The 15,550-nt window shown below is 54.3% G+C and carries 11 protein-coding genes and 1 pseudogene; 7 read left to right on the top strand and 5 right to left on the bottom strand.

Features of this window, described 5'->3' with window-relative positions:
- Positions 1-412: 412 nt before the first annotated feature.
- Complete coding sequence (locus OSC10802_RS38765; RefSeq protein ID WP_017715724.1) at positions 413-4,711, top strand: PAS domain-containing protein; 4,299 nt, start codon at positions 413-415, stop codon at positions 4,709-4,711.
- 262 nt (positions 4,712-4,973) lie between these two features.
- Positions 4,974-6,857 (top strand): adenylate/guanylate cyclase domain-containing protein, encoded by a 1,884-nt coding sequence (locus OSC10802_RS0105185; protein WP_017715722.1) that lies wholly within the window; start codon positions 4,974-4,976, stop codon positions 6,855-6,857.
- 164 nt (positions 6,858-7,021) lie between these two features.
- Here the strand turns inward: OSC10802_RS0105185 and OSC10802_RS0105180 are convergent, their stop codons facing one another.
- Together OSC10802_RS0105180 and OSC10802_RS0105175 are read right to left on the bottom strand one after the other, a co-directional pair.
- Positions 7,022-7,543 carry an HmpF-related protein gene (locus OSC10802_RS0105180; RefSeq protein ID WP_017715721.1) on the bottom strand — a complete coding sequence of 174 codons (522 nt, stop codon included), beginning with the start codon at positions 7,541-7,543 and terminating at the stop codon, positions 7,022-7,024.
- A gap of 192 nt (positions 7,544-7,735) precedes the next feature.
- The gene (locus OSC10802_RS0105175) at positions 7,736-10,489 is read right to left on the bottom strand and encodes a valine--tRNA ligase (protein WP_017715720.1); all 2,754 of its coding nucleotides are present in this window, start codon (positions 10,487-10,489) and stop codon (positions 7,736-7,738) included.
- Positions 10,490-10,558: 69 nt separating this feature from the next.
- Between OSC10802_RS0105175 and OSC10802_RS54060 the strand changes: the two genes are divergently transcribed.
- Together OSC10802_RS54060 and OSC10802_RS38760 are read left to right on the top strand one after the other, a co-directional pair.
- The gene (locus tag OSC10802_RS54060) at positions 10,559-10,897 is read left to right on the top strand and encodes a GxxExxY protein (RefSeq protein WP_445727650.1); all 339 of its coding nucleotides are present in this window, start codon (positions 10,559-10,561) and stop codon (positions 10,895-10,897) included.
- Between the two features lie 80 nt (positions 10,898-10,977).
- Positions 10,978-11,178: a GxxExxY protein gene (locus tag OSC10802_RS38760; RefSeq protein ID WP_232731626.1), complete on the top strand. Its 201-nt coding sequence runs from the start codon at positions 10,978-10,980 to the stop codon at positions 11,176-11,178.
- 206 nt (positions 11,179-11,384) lie between these two features.
- Here OSC10802_RS38760 and OSC10802_RS0105165 read toward each other — a convergent pair whose 3' ends face one another.
- Positions 11,385-11,948 carry a carbonic anhydrase gene (locus OSC10802_RS0105165; RefSeq protein ID WP_026098183.1) on the bottom strand — a complete coding sequence of 188 codons (564 nt, stop codon included), beginning with the start codon at positions 11,946-11,948 and terminating at the stop codon, positions 11,385-11,387.
- Positions 11,949-12,090: 142 nt separating this feature from the next.
- Positions 12,091-13,773 (bottom strand): SulP family inorganic anion transporter, encoded by a 1,683-nt coding sequence (locus tag OSC10802_RS0105160; RefSeq protein ID WP_017715717.1) that lies wholly within the window; start codon positions 13,771-13,773, stop codon positions 12,091-12,093.
- Positions 13,774-13,928: 155 nt separating this feature from the next.
- On the opposite strand from OSC10802_RS0105160, the gene OSC10802_RS48890 reads away from it, so the two are divergent.
- The 3 genes and pseudogenes from OSC10802_RS48890 to OSC10802_RS54055 all read left to right on the top strand — a co-directional run.
- Positions 13,929-14,300: a hypothetical protein gene (locus OSC10802_RS48890; RefSeq protein WP_155967394.1), complete on the top strand. Its 372-nt coding sequence runs from the start codon at positions 13,929-13,931 to the stop codon at positions 14,298-14,300.
- A 617-nt stretch (positions 14,301-14,917) separates the two neighbouring features.
- Complete coding sequence (locus OSC10802_RS0105145) at positions 14,918-15,085, top strand: hypothetical protein (RefSeq protein ID WP_155967393.1); 168 nt, start codon at positions 14,918-14,920, stop codon at positions 15,083-15,085.
- A gap of 156 nt (positions 15,086-15,241) precedes the next feature.
- A pseudogene (locus OSC10802_RS54055) lies at positions 15,242-15,400 on the top strand (IS4 family transposase); the annotation flags it as partial.
- On the opposite strand, the gene OSC10802_RS54050 reads toward OSC10802_RS54055, so the two are convergent.
- The coding region (locus OSC10802_RS54050) for a hypothetical protein (protein ID WP_369797136.1) at positions 15,346-15,550 on the bottom strand (205 nt) is incomplete at its 5' end. The pseudogene OSC10802_RS54055 and the gene OSC10802_RS54050 overlap by 55 nt on opposite strands.

Here is a 15,550-nt window from a genome sequence, read left to right as displayed (position 1 = left end):
ACGACAAGCCGGTGCAATCTCTGTATCGATTGCATGAAATCTCCTCAAAACATAGGGTTTATGCCAGCCTTAAGTGCGGGGGTGTTTACCTACGGAAAGCACAACTTTAGTCTACATGAAGCAGCCGGCAATTGCAAGCATTTTTACAAAAATTAAGAAATATTCATCCTTCGTAGTGAGGGGATCGCCTCCTATTGCCAGCGGTGTGAGCGCGCTGCGGACTGCGAACAATTTGCAAATCCAGGCGGCGCGGGCTTGAGGGGGTGTGAGATATCAGCAGAGGGCGAGCCGCGACACTAAAAAAATTTAAAAAAATTAAAGGTTAGGGCTGGAAAGCTCAACCGGCACCGGCAAGTTGCTATTTTGACTGAAGCAGAAACAGAAATCCTCTATAATCAGGAGTGGGATTCAGATGGGGCGGCGCACTGTCCGGCGGAAACCTCTATCCCGCCAGCCGGTGAGCTGTTTAGCTCGCGAGGGTGCGTGTCAGGGTGTTAGTATAGTGTTCTCGGCGGGTGCCACCGGCTACAGCTTTACGCTTTGGGTGCGGTGGCGTCCCAATTCGGTTTACAAAAAAACTTTAAGTCCTCCTATGTCTTTCAACCCTCTCAATCGCCTGATGGCCAAAGTGTCTGGGAAACTTCCCCTGCGCACTGTCCTGATTGTTCCCTTTGTCTTGCAAATCGCCGGTGCGGTGGGGTTAGTGGGGTATCTTTCTTTTAAAAACGGGCAGAAAGCGGTGGCGGACTTGGCGAACCAGTTGATGGCGGAAGTCAGCGAGCGCACTCACCAGCACTTAGACAATTATTTAAGCACCGCTCAAAAGGTTAACCGCCTAAACTGGGAGGCCATTGATACAGGCATTCTAGACTTGAAGAACTTTAAAAGCATGGGGAAATACTTCTGGCGGCAGCTGCAACTTTATGACTTCACTTATATCAACTATGGAAATCAAGAGGGTGAATTTATTGGGGTTGGGTATGTCGGTGGAGCCGTAGAAATTGCCAAGCTGTCAAAGCCCAGCCTCAAGAAACTTTATTCCTACGCTCCAGATAGCCGGGGGAATCGCGCCTATCTCAGGGAAATTTACGAAAATCAAAATCCCAATGCCGCCGCTTGGTACAGCAGTGCTGTCGCCGCCGGCAAACCCATCTGGAGCCCCCTGTACAACTGGGCGGATATTCCAGAGGAATTAGCGATTTCTGCCAGCTATCCCCTATACAGCGAGCGCCATAAACTTCTCGGTGTCTTGGGCATTGACCTCAGTGTCTCTCATATCGGGGAGTTCCTGCGAAAATTAAGGGTTGGTAAGTCGGGAGTGGTATTTCTCACAGAACGCTCTGGACTGCTGGTGGCGAGTTCCAGCGACAAGCCTTCCTACGCGCTGGTTAAGGGCGTAGCCCACCGGCTGAGCGCTTCCGACAGCAGCGATTTTACCATTCAAGCCACTGCCAAGCAACTGCGCGCGCATTTTGGCACTTTCCAGGATATTAAAACGCCGCAACAGCTTGACCTGACCCTCGGAAACCGGCGGACTTTTGTACGAGTCACCCCTTACCAGGACAAATTCGGTCTGGACTGGCTGATTGTCGTCGTTGTGCCAGAGTCTGACTTCATGGAACGGATCGAGAGCAACACTCGCATCACGGCTGCGCTGTGCTTGGTGACGCTGCTAGTGGCCACAGGATGCGGGATTCTTACCGCTCGCTGGATAACGCAGCCGATTCATGTCTTAAATGTTGCTGCTAAAGATATCGCTGACGGGAACTTGCAGCAGCAGTTAGAAATTGAACGCGCCGATGAGGTTGGAGAACTGGCGCAGTCTTTCAACAGCATGGCAAAACAGCTGCAAACCTCCTTTGCGGAAATGGCGGCACTGAATGCGGCGCGCTCTGAAAGTGAGCGGAGGCTCTCTCAATTCCTGGAAGCTATGCCGGTTGGGCTGTCGATTATTGACCCTGATGGGGAATTCGTCTATATTAATCAGGCTGGCAAACAGCTCCTGGGTGAGGGACTCGTACCGGAAGCCACACCGGAAGAATTTGCAGAAGTCTATCACATCTGCCGTGCCGGCACCGGCGAGCTGTATCCCAGCGAATACCTGCCCGCCTTGCGCTCCTTAAAAGGGGAAACCGTCACCGCTGACGATCTTGAGATTCACTGCAACGAAACAATTCTTCCCCTGGAAGTGCGCTCGATTCCGGTGTTTGATGAGGGCGGAAAAATTCTCTACAGCCTCAATGTCTTTTATGACATTAGCGAGCGCAAGCACGCCCAGGAGATGCTAGCTGAGTCCTATCGCACCCTAGAAGCCCGAGTCGCCGAAAGGACTGCTGAGTTAGTCAGCATAAACGCCCGGTTAGAGCGAGAAATTGCCGAACGCAAGCAAACCGAAGCCAAACTGCGGGAAGCCCAGAGAGTCGCCCATATTGGCAGTTGGGAGTGGGAAGTCGCCACACGAAAAACCACTTGGACTGAAGAACTATACCGCATTCACGGTCTTGACCCCAGCTTGCCCGCCTTTCAACCTGGTGAATCAATCAAATACATTCATCCAGACGAGCGGGAAATCTTTTTGCAACTCATCCAGGAGAAAGCCCGTGCCGGACAGCCGTTTGAGGCAAATATACGAATTATCCGCCAAGATGGGGCAATCCGCCACATCGAAGCGAGAGGGGAGCCTGTTTTGAATGAGTTCGGGGAGATTGTCCAGCTGTTTGGCACGGTTATGGATATTACCGAGCGCAAAGCCCTCCAGCAACAACTGGTACTGCGAGAAGCTCGGCTGAACGCTTTTTTTGCCTCTGCGCCGGTGGGGCTGTGTGTTGTGGACCGCCAGCTGCGGTATGTGCAAATCAATGAGCGCCTAGCAGAGATTAACGGCTTGCCGGTGGGGGAACACATTGGCAAAACCATTCGGGAAGTCTTACCCAACCTCGCTCCCACCCTGGAACCTCTCTACCGGCAAGTGATGAGTGCCGGTGAGCCGGTGCTGAATTTAGAAGTCAGCGGAGAAGTTCCCAGCCAGCCAGGGGTTAAGCGTGACTGGCTAGTTTCCTACTTCCCAATTCCGGGCGCAGAAAATCTCCCTGCGGGAGTCGGAACTGTTGTCGTGGAGATTACCGACCGCAAACAAGCTCAAGCCGAACTGGAAAAAGCCAAAGAAGCAGCCGAAGCCGCCAACCGCGCTAAAAGCACCTTCCTGGCCAATATGAGTCACGAATTGCGGACTCCCCTGAATGCGATTCTCGGGTTCTCTCAACTGATGAGTCGCAGCCCTAACTGCTCTGCCGAACAGCAAGAAAATTTGCAAATTATTCACAGCAGTGGCGAACACCTGCTGACTTTAATTAACCAAATCCTCGACCTCTCCAAGATTGAAGCGGGGCGCATGACGCTCGCCCCCAGCAATTTCGACCTCTATTCCCTGCTGGACGAGCTGGAAAATTTGTTCCGTTTGCGAGCTAGCGAGAAGGGATTGCAGCTGATTTTTGAGCGCAGCGCCGGCGTCCCCCAGCACATCCGCACCGATCAGGTCAAGCTGCGCCAAGTCCTGATTAACCTCCTGAGTAACGCGATTAAGTTTACTCAATTTGGGAGCGTGTGGGTGAGAGTGAGAGTGGGGAATAGCGCATCGGGCATCGGGCAAAACAATCCGTCCCCCATCCCGAATCCCCCATCCCAAAATCCCAAAATTCAACATCCAACATTCAACATCCAACATCCCCGAATGCCCAATTCTCAGTGCCCACTTACCTTTGATGTCACCGACACCGGCGCGGGGATTGCCCCTGACGAAATCGGCAAGCTCTTTCAACCTTTTGTGCAAACCTCTGCCGGTGAGAGTTCCCAGCAGGGCACCGGCTTGGGGTTGAGCATCAGCCGGCAATTTGTGCGGCTCATGGGCGGTGAGATGGCTGTAGAAAGCGAGGTGGAACGGGGGGCAACGTTTAAATTTGACATCTGTGTTGAAGTTCTTCAGGCTAGCGATCTCGAAACGCGACAGCCGGTTCGCCGCGCCATTGCCCTCGCACCCCACCAGCCTCGCTACCGGCTTCTGATTGCGGACGACTCCGACGTGAATTGCCAACTGTTTCTCAAACTGCTCGCGCCCTTTGGCTTTGAGCTGCAAACAGCCGGCACCGGCATGGAAGCCGTCGAAATTTGGTCACGCTGGCAGCCCCACCTGATCTGGATGGATTTGCGAATGCCGGTGCTCGATGGCTATCAAGCCACCGGAGAGATTCGAGCCAGAGAGCAAAAAATATTGGCGCAAAATTCCGGAGCGCAAGTTGCAGATACAGCCGTTACTATTATTGCCGTAACTGCCAGTATATCACAGGAACAGAGAGAAGAAGCAATTGCCGCCGGCTGCGATGACTTCATCACCAAACCTTTCCGAGAGCAAACCATCTTCGACGCCCTTTCCCAGCATCTCGGCGTGCGCTTTGTCTGGGAAGATGTCACCCCCGCCCGGACAAAGCTGTTTGGTGCCGGAGGAATGCTTGACCTGTCTGCGCTGCCGGCGCTCCCCAATTCGTGGGTGACAGGCATGCAGGAAGCCATCCGCCGCGCCGACTGGGAGCTAATGCAGAGCTTTATCGCCGAAATCCGCAGCGATTATCCTGACCTCGCCCAACTCCTTCAGGAGCGTCAGGAGGATTTTGAGTACGATAAAATGCTGGATTTGATTGCGAAAGTAGGCAAATAAGACACTGCCGGTGGGGGCTGAGAGCTATCAGCTCTAAAACACCAGGTTTCTTAATGCTTACTTTATTTCTGCCCTCCGGCTTAGAATTCAGTTCTCTCCCCCCTTCCCAGAGCCGGCGGGCCAGGATCGCAGCCCATGAGCACCCCATCCTCTGTCCCCTCAACTCAGCCGGCGGCACTGTTCCCAAAAACCAATTCCGGGACTATAATTGGTAAACAGCCCGCTCTCGTGCATTCCAGCCGGGAGCCTGTAGGAGAAACCAATGAATCTCGAAATCCAACCTTTTAATGCAGATATTTTAGTGGTAGACGATATGCCGGCTAACTTGCGCTTGTTAGTCAATATATTGAGAGAAAATGGCTACAAAGTGCGAGCGGTAACGGATGGAAATTCATCCCTTGAAATAGCTTTTGCCGCACCTCCCGATTTAATTCTTCTGGATATTCTAATGCCATATATCGATGGCTATGAGGTCTGCCAAAAACTCAAAGCTAACCCACAAACTCGTGACATTCCCGTCATTTTCCTGAGCGCCCTCAGTGAAGGGCTGGATAAATCCAGAGCGTTTCAAGTTGGGGCGGCGGACTACATTACCAAACCGTTTCAAATCGAAGAGGTGCTGGCGCGAGTCGCTAATCAACTCAGCCAGCGCTCTCTGCAAAAGGTACTGCAGGAGCAAACCGAACTCCTCCAGCAGAAAAACGAGCAATTTGAAGCTGAAATTGCTGAGCGCAAGCTTCTGGAGGAAAAGCTGCTGGTTGCTGAGCAGAAAATGCGGGCGGTTTTTGAAGCGATGTCCGATCTCGTAATCGCCATTAATATTCAAGGGTTTCAGCTGGGCGAGTTAGAGATTCTCCCCACCAATATGGCGATATCCTACCACCCTGACAGGGATTTGGTCAGCCCTACACTCGATCAATTTTTTCAAGTTGAAACCTCCCAAGAGTGGTTGAGTAGCATTCACCAAGCTTTAGAAAGCCGGCAGACTGTCCATTTTGATTACTGCCTAGACATCGGCGACAAGAAAGTTTGGCTCGCCGCCGCACTCTCTCCCTTCCGCGATGATTCAGTTATTTTGGTCGCGCGGGACATCAGCGACCGTAAAGAGGCAGAAGAAGCGCTGCGAATTGCTGAAGAGCGCTATCACAGTATCGTGGAAAATGCCATCGACGGCATCTTTCAATCCACTCCAGACGGGGGCTATCTGAGCGTCAATCCCGCACTGGCAAAGATGTATGGATACGCTTCTCCGGAAGAATTAATGGAAAGCGTACAGAACATCGCCAAGCAGCTGTATGTTGACCCCAACCGCCGCCTGGAATTTCTCGCCGCCATCGAAACCAATGATGCTGTGTCGGGATTTGAATCAAAAATCTATCGCAAGGACGGCAGCACGATTTGGATTTCTGAAACCGCCCGTGGGGTGAGAGATTCCACCGGCAAACTGCTCTACTGCGAAGGCATCGTTTCCAATATCACCGAGCGCGTGCTAATGCAGGAAGCCCTCAACTACCAGCAGAAACAGACAGAGGAACTGCTCCTGAACATTTTACCGCAACCGATTGCCGAACGCCTGCAGGAGGGGGAAAGTCCGATAGCTGACCACTTTGATGAAGTCACAGTCCTGTTTGCCGATTTGGTGGGGTTTACCGAGTTCTCCGCCAGCAAAGCTCCCGCCGAGTTGGTAAAATTTCTTAACCAAATTTTTTCCGCTTTTGACCAATTGGCAGAAAAACACAGCTTAGAAAAGATTAAAACGATCGGCGATGCCTATATGGTGGCCGGCGGTTTGCCGGTCCCCCGCCAGGATTCTGCGGCAGCAGTTGCCTTAATGGCACTGGACATGCAAGCCGCTCTGGCTAGCTTCAACGGGAAAAACTCCGCCAAGTTCCAACTGCGCATTGGCATTCATATTGGTCCTGTCGTCGCCGGCGTGATTGGGATGAGCAAGTTTATTTACGACCTCTGGGGCGATACGGTTAATACCGCCTCCCGCATGGAGTCGAGCGGACTCCCTGGAAAAATTCAGGTCAGCGCCGCTACTTGCGAGCGTTTAAAAGACAAGTTCGAGTTTGAAAAACGGGGCAGGATTGCGGTCAAAGGCAAAGGAGAAATGCTCACCTACTGGCTGCTTGGAAAACGCTGAAATTCTAAGAGAAACCCGGTTTCTTTAAGAAACCGGGTTTCTGGCTGTCCTCTCGTTCCCAGGCGGAGCCTGGGAACGCCGCTTTGGAGGCTCTGCCTCCTTTCAATGGGCAAGCAGCGCTAGCGCAACTCACCACACAATTGAGGTCGCTGCCTAAGTCCTGTTTAATAGCCCCCTCCCCATGCGCGGGGAGGCGGTTGGGGGTGGGGTTCATCCCGCAATTGTCCGGCGTCAGTTTTAACCGGCAGCTGCGCCGCCAGCAATTCCAATTTCTTCTTTTCCCGCCTCAGCTCTTCTTCGAGCTGTTGAAGTTGCTCCCGTCGCGCTTCCAGCTCCAGGGTGCGGCGGGCGATCTCCTGGCTCTGCAGCGTCAGCGACTGCCGCCACTGCTCAACTCGCTCAGCTTCTTGCTGCAAGAACGCCGGTGCGATCCCCTTGCTGAGATAGTCCCGCACCAGCCCCACAACCCAGCCGCTGGCATCTCCCATCCTCACAATCTCCCGGTTCGAGGAAAACTCCACTAAAACAAGCGCACCCTCACCCAGGGATTGGGGGATCTCCGCAGAGATGATAGCCTCTTCACCGGCAACCGCAGCCCAAGTGTCTTCAGTTCTTTGGCGAGCCAGCAGTCGCAAGCCGGCTTTCCCTAAGAACCCTTTCTTTTGCACCTGGGCTAGATACAGCATTGCCTCAATCTCTGGCTAGGGTTTGTTTTTAGCTCTCACTTCTATTTTACAGCGTCTCACACTCCACAATTGCCAATGTGGCAAATTTATCGCAGCCGCACACGCTTGGGCACCGGCACTGGCAACCCGGCACCCCAACCCCTCCCCGCTAGCGGGGAGGGGGAGAAGAGAGAGGGCGCACCCCACAGACTCCTAACTGAGTTGATCGAGCCGATCGCGGAGAATTTCCGCCTGTTTCTGTGCCTCAGCCAGAGCCTCCTGCGCTCCCCGAACCACTTCAGGCTTCGCTCGCGCCACAAAATTGGGATTGCCCAGCTTAGCCGCATGGGATTTCGCTTCCGCTTCCACCTTCGCCAAATTTTTTTCTAACTTAGCCCGCAGAGCGCCCACATCCACCACACCGGCAAGGGGAATCAGCACCTGCACCGTACCCACCACACCGGCCATCGTAGATTTCAGCTCACTTTCCAGCGCCGGTGTCACCGTCAGCTGCTCAACCTTAGCCAAATCCTTAATATAAGACTCCCCAGATGTCAAGATTTGGCGCTCCCGCTGGCTCTCGCTTTGCAAAATCACCGGCACCCTCACCCCAGGTTTAATATCCGCCGCCGCCCGCAAATTGCGCACAGTCCGAATCGCCCCAATCAGCAGCTCAAAGTCTTGCTCCAGCCCCGTGTCAATCAGACCGGCATCCGCCACAGGATAGGATTGCAGCGCCAGACTTTGCCCCTCACCGGCTTGCGTCAGCGTGTGCCAAATTTCCTCAGTAATGTGCGGCATAAACGGGTGCAGCAACTTGAGAATCCCTTCGAGCACCTGCGCCAGCACCTGCTGCGCCACCCTCCTTGACGGTGCCGGCCCATCTTTTTGCAGCCGCGATTTCACCAGCTCAATGTACCAGTCGCAAAAATCGCCCCAAATAAACTCATAGAGTCCCTTCGCCGCTTCCCCCAAACCATAACTTTCGATACAGTTGCCGGTAGAGCGCACCACCTGATGGTAGCGCGAAAGAATCCAGCGGTCAGACAGTTCCAGTTCCCCCTCTCCCCTTGTGGGAGAGGGGGTTAGGGGGTGAGGGGGGTTCCCCAATTGCGCCGGTGTCTGCCCCTCCAGATTCATCATCACAAACCGGGAAGCGTTCCACAGCTTGTTCGTAAAATTGCGCGACGCCTGCACCGTCGCCGACTCATCCGTCTCGCGATTATACTCCAAACGGATATCCTGACCGGCACCCGCCACTTCCCTAATCAGCGTGTAGCGCAGGGCGTCTGTCCCGTACTTGTCAATCAGCAGCAGCGGGTCAATGCCATTCCCCGCCGACTTAGACATCTTCTTGCCATTCTCATCGAGCACCAGCCCGTGGATGTACACATCCTTAAACGGCATCTGTCCCGTAAACTGGCCCGCCATCATCGTCATTCTCGCCACCCAGAAAAAGATGATGTCGAATCCCGTCACCAGAGTGCTCGTCGGGTAATAGCAAGCCAGATCCGGCGTCTGTTCCGGCCAGCCCAGCGTCGAGAAAGGCCACAGCCCGGAAGAAAACCAAGTGTCCAGCACATCTGGGTCTTGCTCCAGCTTGACATTTTCCCCAAATTGTGCTATTGCTTTTTCCCGCGCTTCCGCCTCACTGCGAGCCACCACAAACGGCGTCTCGTCGGCTATCTCGCCACCCGTCTCGCTAACGGCGTACCAAGCTGGAATTTGGTGCCCCCACCACAGCTGGCGAGAGACGCACCAGTCCTTAATTTTCACCAGCCAGTCGCGATAGACCTTCGTCCAGCGTTCCGGCACAAATGCCGGCGAGTTCTTCTCGTCCAGGCAAGCCAGAGCCCGGTCAGCCAGAGGGCGAATGCTCACAAACCACTGCGTAGAGATCAGGGGTTCCACCGGCACCTTAGCGCGATCGCTGTACGGGACCGTGTGCTTGTAATCCTCCACCTTCACCAGGAAGCCATCTTCCTCTAGCCGGTGGACCACATTCTTGCGCGCCACAAACCGGTCCTGACCCTGGAACGGCCCCGCATTTTCATTTAAACTGCCGTCTTTATTCATTATATTAATAAACGGCAGCGCGTGGCGGCGGCCCATCTCAAAGTCATTTGGGTCGTGTGCTGGCGTTACTTTCACGCAGCCGGTGCCGAATTCTGGGTCAACCAGCTCATCGGCAATTACCGGAATCTCCCGCTCCATAATCGGCAACTTAAGTGTTTTACCGGCCCAATGCTTGTAGCGCTCATCATTAGGGTTCACCGCCACAGCGGTATCGCCCAGCATCGTTTCTGGACGAGTCGTCGCCACTTCCAGAAATCCCGAACCATCCGTGAGGGGGTAGCGGAAGTGCCAGAGGTGGCCACTCACCTCCTGACTGTCCACCTCCAAATCCGAGACAGCCGACTGCGACGCCGGGCACCAGTTCACCATATACTTGCCCCGGTAGATCAGCCCTTCGTCGTAGAGGCGCACAAAAGCTTCCAGCACCGCTTTCGACAAACCCTCATCCATCGTAAAGCGTTCCCGCGTCCAGTCCACCGACACACCCAGCCGGCGCAGCTGCCCAACAATCGTGCCGCCGGACTGTGCCTTCCACTGCCAAGCGCGTTCCAGGAACTTCTCGCGCCCGAGGTCAAAGCGGGTTTTGCCTTCCGCCTTCAGCTGCTTTTCCAGAATCGTCTGCACTGCTATGCTGGCGTGGTCAGTTCCGGGAAGGTAAAGAGCGCTGTCGCCGCGCATGCGGTGGTAGCGCACGAGAGTGTCAATCAGGGCGTTATTGAAGGCGTGGCCCATGTGCAGGCTGCCGGTGACGTTGGGCGGCGGGATGACGATGCAGTAAGGTGTGCCGCCGGCAGCGGGGTCAGCTTTGAAAGTTTGGTGTTCTTCCCAGTATTGTTGCCATTTGGCTTCTGTGGCGAATGGGTCGTACTGGGGGGGGAGGGTTGGAGTCATCAGTCAGGATCTTGGGGTTTATATTAAGATTGTGCCATAGGGATAGGGGGGGAGAGGGAATGAACCGCCATAGACGCGATAGCGGCTTCCCGCAGTGCAGACGCCAAGGAAGCCAAGAGAAGAGAGCCAAGTGAGGAATTAGACTGGTTTGCCCATGCCGTAATTGGGGCGGCGATTCAAGTGCACCGGGAGTTGGGCCCAGGGTTTGTGGAGTCGGTGCATCAGAAGTCGCTGGAGATAGAATTGCGGGAGCGGGGCATATCGTTTGAGCCGCAGAAGTCGGTAGAGGTGAGGTATAGCATTATGCACTTAGGTTCGTACATTTTGGCCTCTTTTGCACCCCCCCACTCCCGCTCCTATTGTTCTAACCCATATTACTGCTGGGATATAGACGTAGGTACGGCGTAGCGCTAACGCGCCGCTGCGCTAACGCCTGCCCTGAAGGTTTAATGTCCTAATCTAAGTGGCTACTGCTATACAGGGGTTCTGTGGTTGGAGAAGGTAGATTAAATTTTTTGGTGGGGGGTGGGTTGGTCATTGAAATTAAAGAGATAGAAAATTTAGCTCATATCCATGAAGCTCAAGTTCGCTCCTTCCTAAAAATTACTAACCATTCCCTCGCCCTTCTCATTAATTTCAACGTTCCCGTCCTCAAAGACGGTATCCGCCGCATCATCCTCTCCTCCTAATCTTCCTTGGCGCTCTTGGCGTCTTGGCGGTTCGTAAAAAAAAGGAATGAACCGCCATAGACGCGATAGCGGCTTCCCGCAGGGCAGACGCCAAGGACGCCAAGAGAAGAGCGCCATTCCTCAAAACCGGCATCGGCGCATCATCCTCTCCTCCTAATCTTCCTTGGCGCTTTTTCACGGCGGCGGTTCATAAAAAAATCCCTCCCTTAGCCTCGCGCCACCGGCACGACTGCCTTTAACTCCGTATTCTGCGTTACAAAATACAGCTCGACATTCAGGTCCCGATAGCGGTCGCGAATCGACCAGTAAGCCAGATTCAAATAATCTGAGTGGACTTTCAGCTCTCGATCGAAATTCTGGGTCAAATTCGGGTCTACTTTCAACGCATAAGCTCCGCAGTCTTGATGGTCGAGGATGATGACTTTTTTGATGTGGTTCAGTTTGTAGGATATCTCCAGCTGGTCCCAAAACGCATCGGTGTCAGCCCCGTTGGGAAATCCGCTCAAGGCGAGGGAAGCGCCGGCAAGGGCTGTCCAGTCGTACTGATTGCTGAGATTTTTCAGGGCGAGCAAGTAGCGCTCTGCTTCGAGGAAGCGAAAGTCAATGCAGCTGAGAACTAGGGCTTTGGCGGTGTGTTCCGCTCTCGCCGGCTCGGCGGCTGACAGGACGGAAAGGGCGAGGGCACCAGGCAAGAGGGAGCGCAGAAAATGCCGGCGGCTGACCCCGGCACACATCGGGCATTTCGGGGGGCAATTAGAACTGTGTTTCATAGAATACTACCTTTGGTGAGGTTGCGAAAATTGACAGGCGGAGGCTGAGCTAGGGAACGAGGCTATATCATCACACAAAAACCCGGTTTCTTCAAGAAACCGGGTTTGTCAAGTTTGCTATTTGGGGTTTTCGCCGGTGGGGTTAAGCCGTCCGGGTTTCAGACTGGGGAGTTGCAGCGGCGGTGTGGCTGCTGGCTCCGTCGAGCAGGTGGGTGAGGGAGCAAATCGCCGCACCGGTGGTGTCAAAACAGTTTTCTGTGCCGATTTTGCCGAGCAAGCCGCTGCGCTCTAAAAGCTGCTGCACTTCTGGCTGCAAGCCGCTGAGAATCAGCCGGCAATTGCGGTGTTTGAGTTCGCGGTAAATGTCTTCGAGCGCCACTAAGCCGGTGACATCCATGTTGGGGACGAAGCGCATCCGCAAAATTAGGGCTTTCACTTCTGGCATGTCCCGCAGCAAGGTGGCGAACCGCTCTGCCGCGCCGAAGAATACGGGTCCGTCTACGCGGTAAACTGCGATGTGCTTGCCTAATTCTAAGGGGACGCCTGGGGGGAAGACTTCGGTTTCTGGCATTTTCCCCATGCTCAGCTCGCTCATGCGTTTGATAAACAGTGCGCCGGCGGCGATTAAGCCGACTTCTACGGCGAGAACCAGGTCAAAGCAGATGGTGACCAGCCAGGTGAGGAGCATGACGGCGAAGTCGGAATAGGTGGAGCGCAGCATTAAGCCGATGGCTTCCCATTCCATCATGCGCATGCTGGTCACCATTAGGATGCCGGCGAGGGCGGCGAGGGGGATTTGACCGGCCAGGGGTGCCAGGGCTAGGACGATGATGGCGAGAGCCACGCCGCTGATCGCGCCGGAGAGGCGGGTTTTGCCGCCAGAGCGGACATTGACGGCGGTGCGGGCGATCGCACCGGTTGCCGGTATGCCGCCAAAGAAGGGCACAACGATATTGGCTAAGCCCTGACCGATGAGTTCGCGATCGCTGTCGTGCTTCTCGCTGACGGTCAAGCTGTCTGCTACGACTGCCGAGAGTAAGGACTCTATGCTGCCCAGCGCTGCCAGGGCTAAGGCGGGATTTACCAGCTCTCGAATCAGCCGGAAATCATTCCAGTGAGGGATGCCTTGCGGCACCGGCAGGGATTGGGGAATGGCTCCAATGGTGGGAGCGCTCAGGTGAAAGCCGGTGGCGAGGGCTGTGGCTAAAATCAGCCCCACCAGGGAGCCGGGGATGGTGCGGTTAATCTTTGGCCAAATCAGCTGTGTGGCAATCGCCGCCAGCGCCAGCCCAACGGCTGCCCAGTTCGCTGCTTCCAAGTGAGTCAGTGTCTGCCACAGTCCAGGGATAAAATGTTCGCTGCGGGGGAGTTGCAGGCCAAAGAAGTTGTTCAGCTGGCCGCAAAAAATAATCACGGCGATGCCATTGGTAAAGCCTGCCGTTACGGGATAGGGGATAAATTTTACCAAGCGTCCGAGTTTGGCTATGCCGAGGGCGACCTGGATGATGCCGGCCATCACGCCGGCAAGCCAAACTTTTTCTAGGCCATATTTTGCTACAATACTTACTAAGATAACTGCCATTGCGCCGGTGGGGCCCGTAATCTGGACGGGGGAGCCGCCGAAGATGGCGGCGACGATTCCCGCGACGATTGCCGTGTACAGACCGGCTTTTGGCTCGACGCCGCTGGCCACTGCAAAGGCCAGCGCTAGGGGCAGCGCTACGACTGCAGCGGTGATTCCGCCGGCGAGATCGCCCCGCCAGTGAGCGAACAGGTGAGTCCACTCACGGCGTTTGGTATTGTTGAATTTACTGACTGCTGTCATTTTTTTGAAATTTTCTACGTGCTAACACAGACCGGCTCTGTTTTCTGGCTGGTATTGCAGGCGTTACAAGGTGAGGTAAGGTTGTATTACACGGTGATTAAATGCTGACAGAGCGGCATGCCAAACTGGATAGATGAATCTGGACAGGTAGTTTCATGTTCGCACAAAAGTCTTCAGAAAAAGTTAAGGTTTTATTAAAGAATTCGCTCTGCTGGGGAGTGCCGGTTGGCCCACGCGAGGAGCCGGCTGCCGGTTGGTGCCGGGCGGGGGCGGTGGTTTTGTCCACATTACTCTGCCGTTGGGTGCGGGGGTTAAAATTCTCTGACATTTATTGCGGTGGATGGAAAGTGCCGGTGTGGCGGGTGCTGTTTTATGAGGGGTTAGAAAATTGTGGTAGGATAAGCAGTGCAATACGGGCTGCCGCCTACAGGTTTCGGGAAAGCAAACCCCACCGGCTCAAAGAGCGGTGGGGGCGGCTGCAATCAGAGTGTGTGAGCCGGTGCTGGTGTGTTTCCGGTGTGTGTTGATGTGTGGCGTCTCAGCGCTACTGATTGACCGGGGGGAGGGAATCATGGCTGTGCGGAAAGCTCAAAGCACCCCAGAGGTGGGGAGTGCAAAAATGATTTCTTTTGCTGGCTGTTAGGATAGGCGGGCGGCTTGAAGCGCCGGTGCGGATGAGTTGAAAGAGAAAAGGCGATTTGGCTCCATTCATAAGACATAATATTAAACCCCGATCCCCTTCTATTTTTGAAGTAAACACTTGAGAGATCCATGTAGGTGCGCGTCCTGCCACGCCCCTAATATCGCACCGGCAATCCAATCAAAGGGGTCTAAACTATCTGCATGACAGGACCGGCTCGCCAACCTTAGGGCAGAGATTTCCCCCGCCAAAACCGCGCCGGGAAAATTCATGCTATGATATAAATAACCACACCCTGATAGCAGGGGCTGGCGCTAGTATCGGGCTGAGCAATCGCGTGCGAGAGCCGGCAGCGCCGCGCCCTAATTCTGTGCGGGGAGCGCGAGCGCTTCACGCACCCAACTGTTGCGGCGGCTACAAAAACAAGAGGCTCCCTTTCAAAAGTAGGAGTGGGGACTGTCAGTAACGCACCCTAGAGCTCAGGGAGTGTGCCGGCAGCATGCTTTGCGTGCAAAAAGCGGCAAAATTGATAGAATAGAAACATACCTCCCAGAGGATCGCTTTGAAGCAATTGCGCCACACTCCCCCTCGCCCGCCGGCAATCTTTCCGCCGGCAATGGCACGCCCCTGAATGCGGCACCCTCTGGCTTTGTGAAGTTTATTTGCGCTTGATTGGATCTTGTTAGCCGGCCTTTTATAGCGGTTCTCAGATAGATGAACTATGGCCCAAAAACCCACAAGTGTTGAATCTTAACAATTCGACATAAAAAAAGCGCCCAAAACGTGCTATGATTTGGGCTACGGTCAAATCAATCCTGTTAATAACCTGTGCTCAACTCATTCTCTAAGATTGTCCAAAATCGTTTGGCTTCTTTGCCTAAAAATGATTATCCTGTCCTTAACACCCGCTTGTTTATGTCCATATGGTTGAGCTATGCAATGGATAAAAGCTTGACCAGTATGAGAGATATATTCAAGCGACTAAATGGAAGCGTTGCGTTCTGGGACTGGATCTGTCGCAAAACGGAGACGCCAGCTTCTGTCCAGAGGGTTTGGCCCTCCTGACTGATAAAGTGCTCGCCCTCAGCAAACCGGTCAGCCTTGCGACTCTTCCAGGTGCGCAATGTCGAGGCTGAT

Source organism: Kamptonema formosum PCC 10802, from assembly GCF_000332335.1.
GTDB lineage: Bacteria > Cyanobacteriota > Cyanobacteriia > Cyanobacteriales > Oscillatoriaceae > Oscillatoria.
This window is presented reverse-complemented; position numbering and strand designations above follow the sequence as displayed.

Bases quoted from the DNA above. Each gene is read 5' to 3' on its own strand.
- OSC10802_RS0105160 (WP_017715717.1), bottom strand. From the start codon at position 13,773: ATGACAGCAGTCAGTAAATTCAACAATACCAAACGCCGTGAGTGGACT.
- OSC10802_RS0105180 (WP_017715721.1), bottom strand. From the start codon at position 7,543: ATGCTGTATCTAGCCCAGGTGCAAAAGAAAGGGTTCTTAGGGAAAGCC.
- OSC10802_RS38765 (WP_017715724.1), top strand. From the start codon at position 413: ATGGGGCGGCGCACTGTCCGGCGGAAACCTCTATCCCGCCAGCCGGTG.
- OSC10802_RS48890 (WP_155967394.1), top strand. From the start codon at position 13,929: ATGTTCGCACAAAAGTCTTCAGAAAAAGTTAAGGTTTTATTAAAGAAT.
- OSC10802_RS0105175 (WP_017715720.1), bottom strand. From the start codon at position 10,489: ATGACTCCAACCCTCCCCCCCCAGTACGACCCATTCGCCACAGAAGCC.
- OSC10802_RS0105165 (WP_026098183.1), bottom strand. From the start codon at position 11,948: ATGAAACACAGTTCTAATTGCCCCCCGAAATGCCCGATGTGTGCCGGG.
- OSC10802_RS0105185 (WP_017715722.1), top strand. From the start codon at position 4,974: ATGAATCTCGAAATCCAACCTTTTAATGCAGATATTTTAGTGGTAGAC.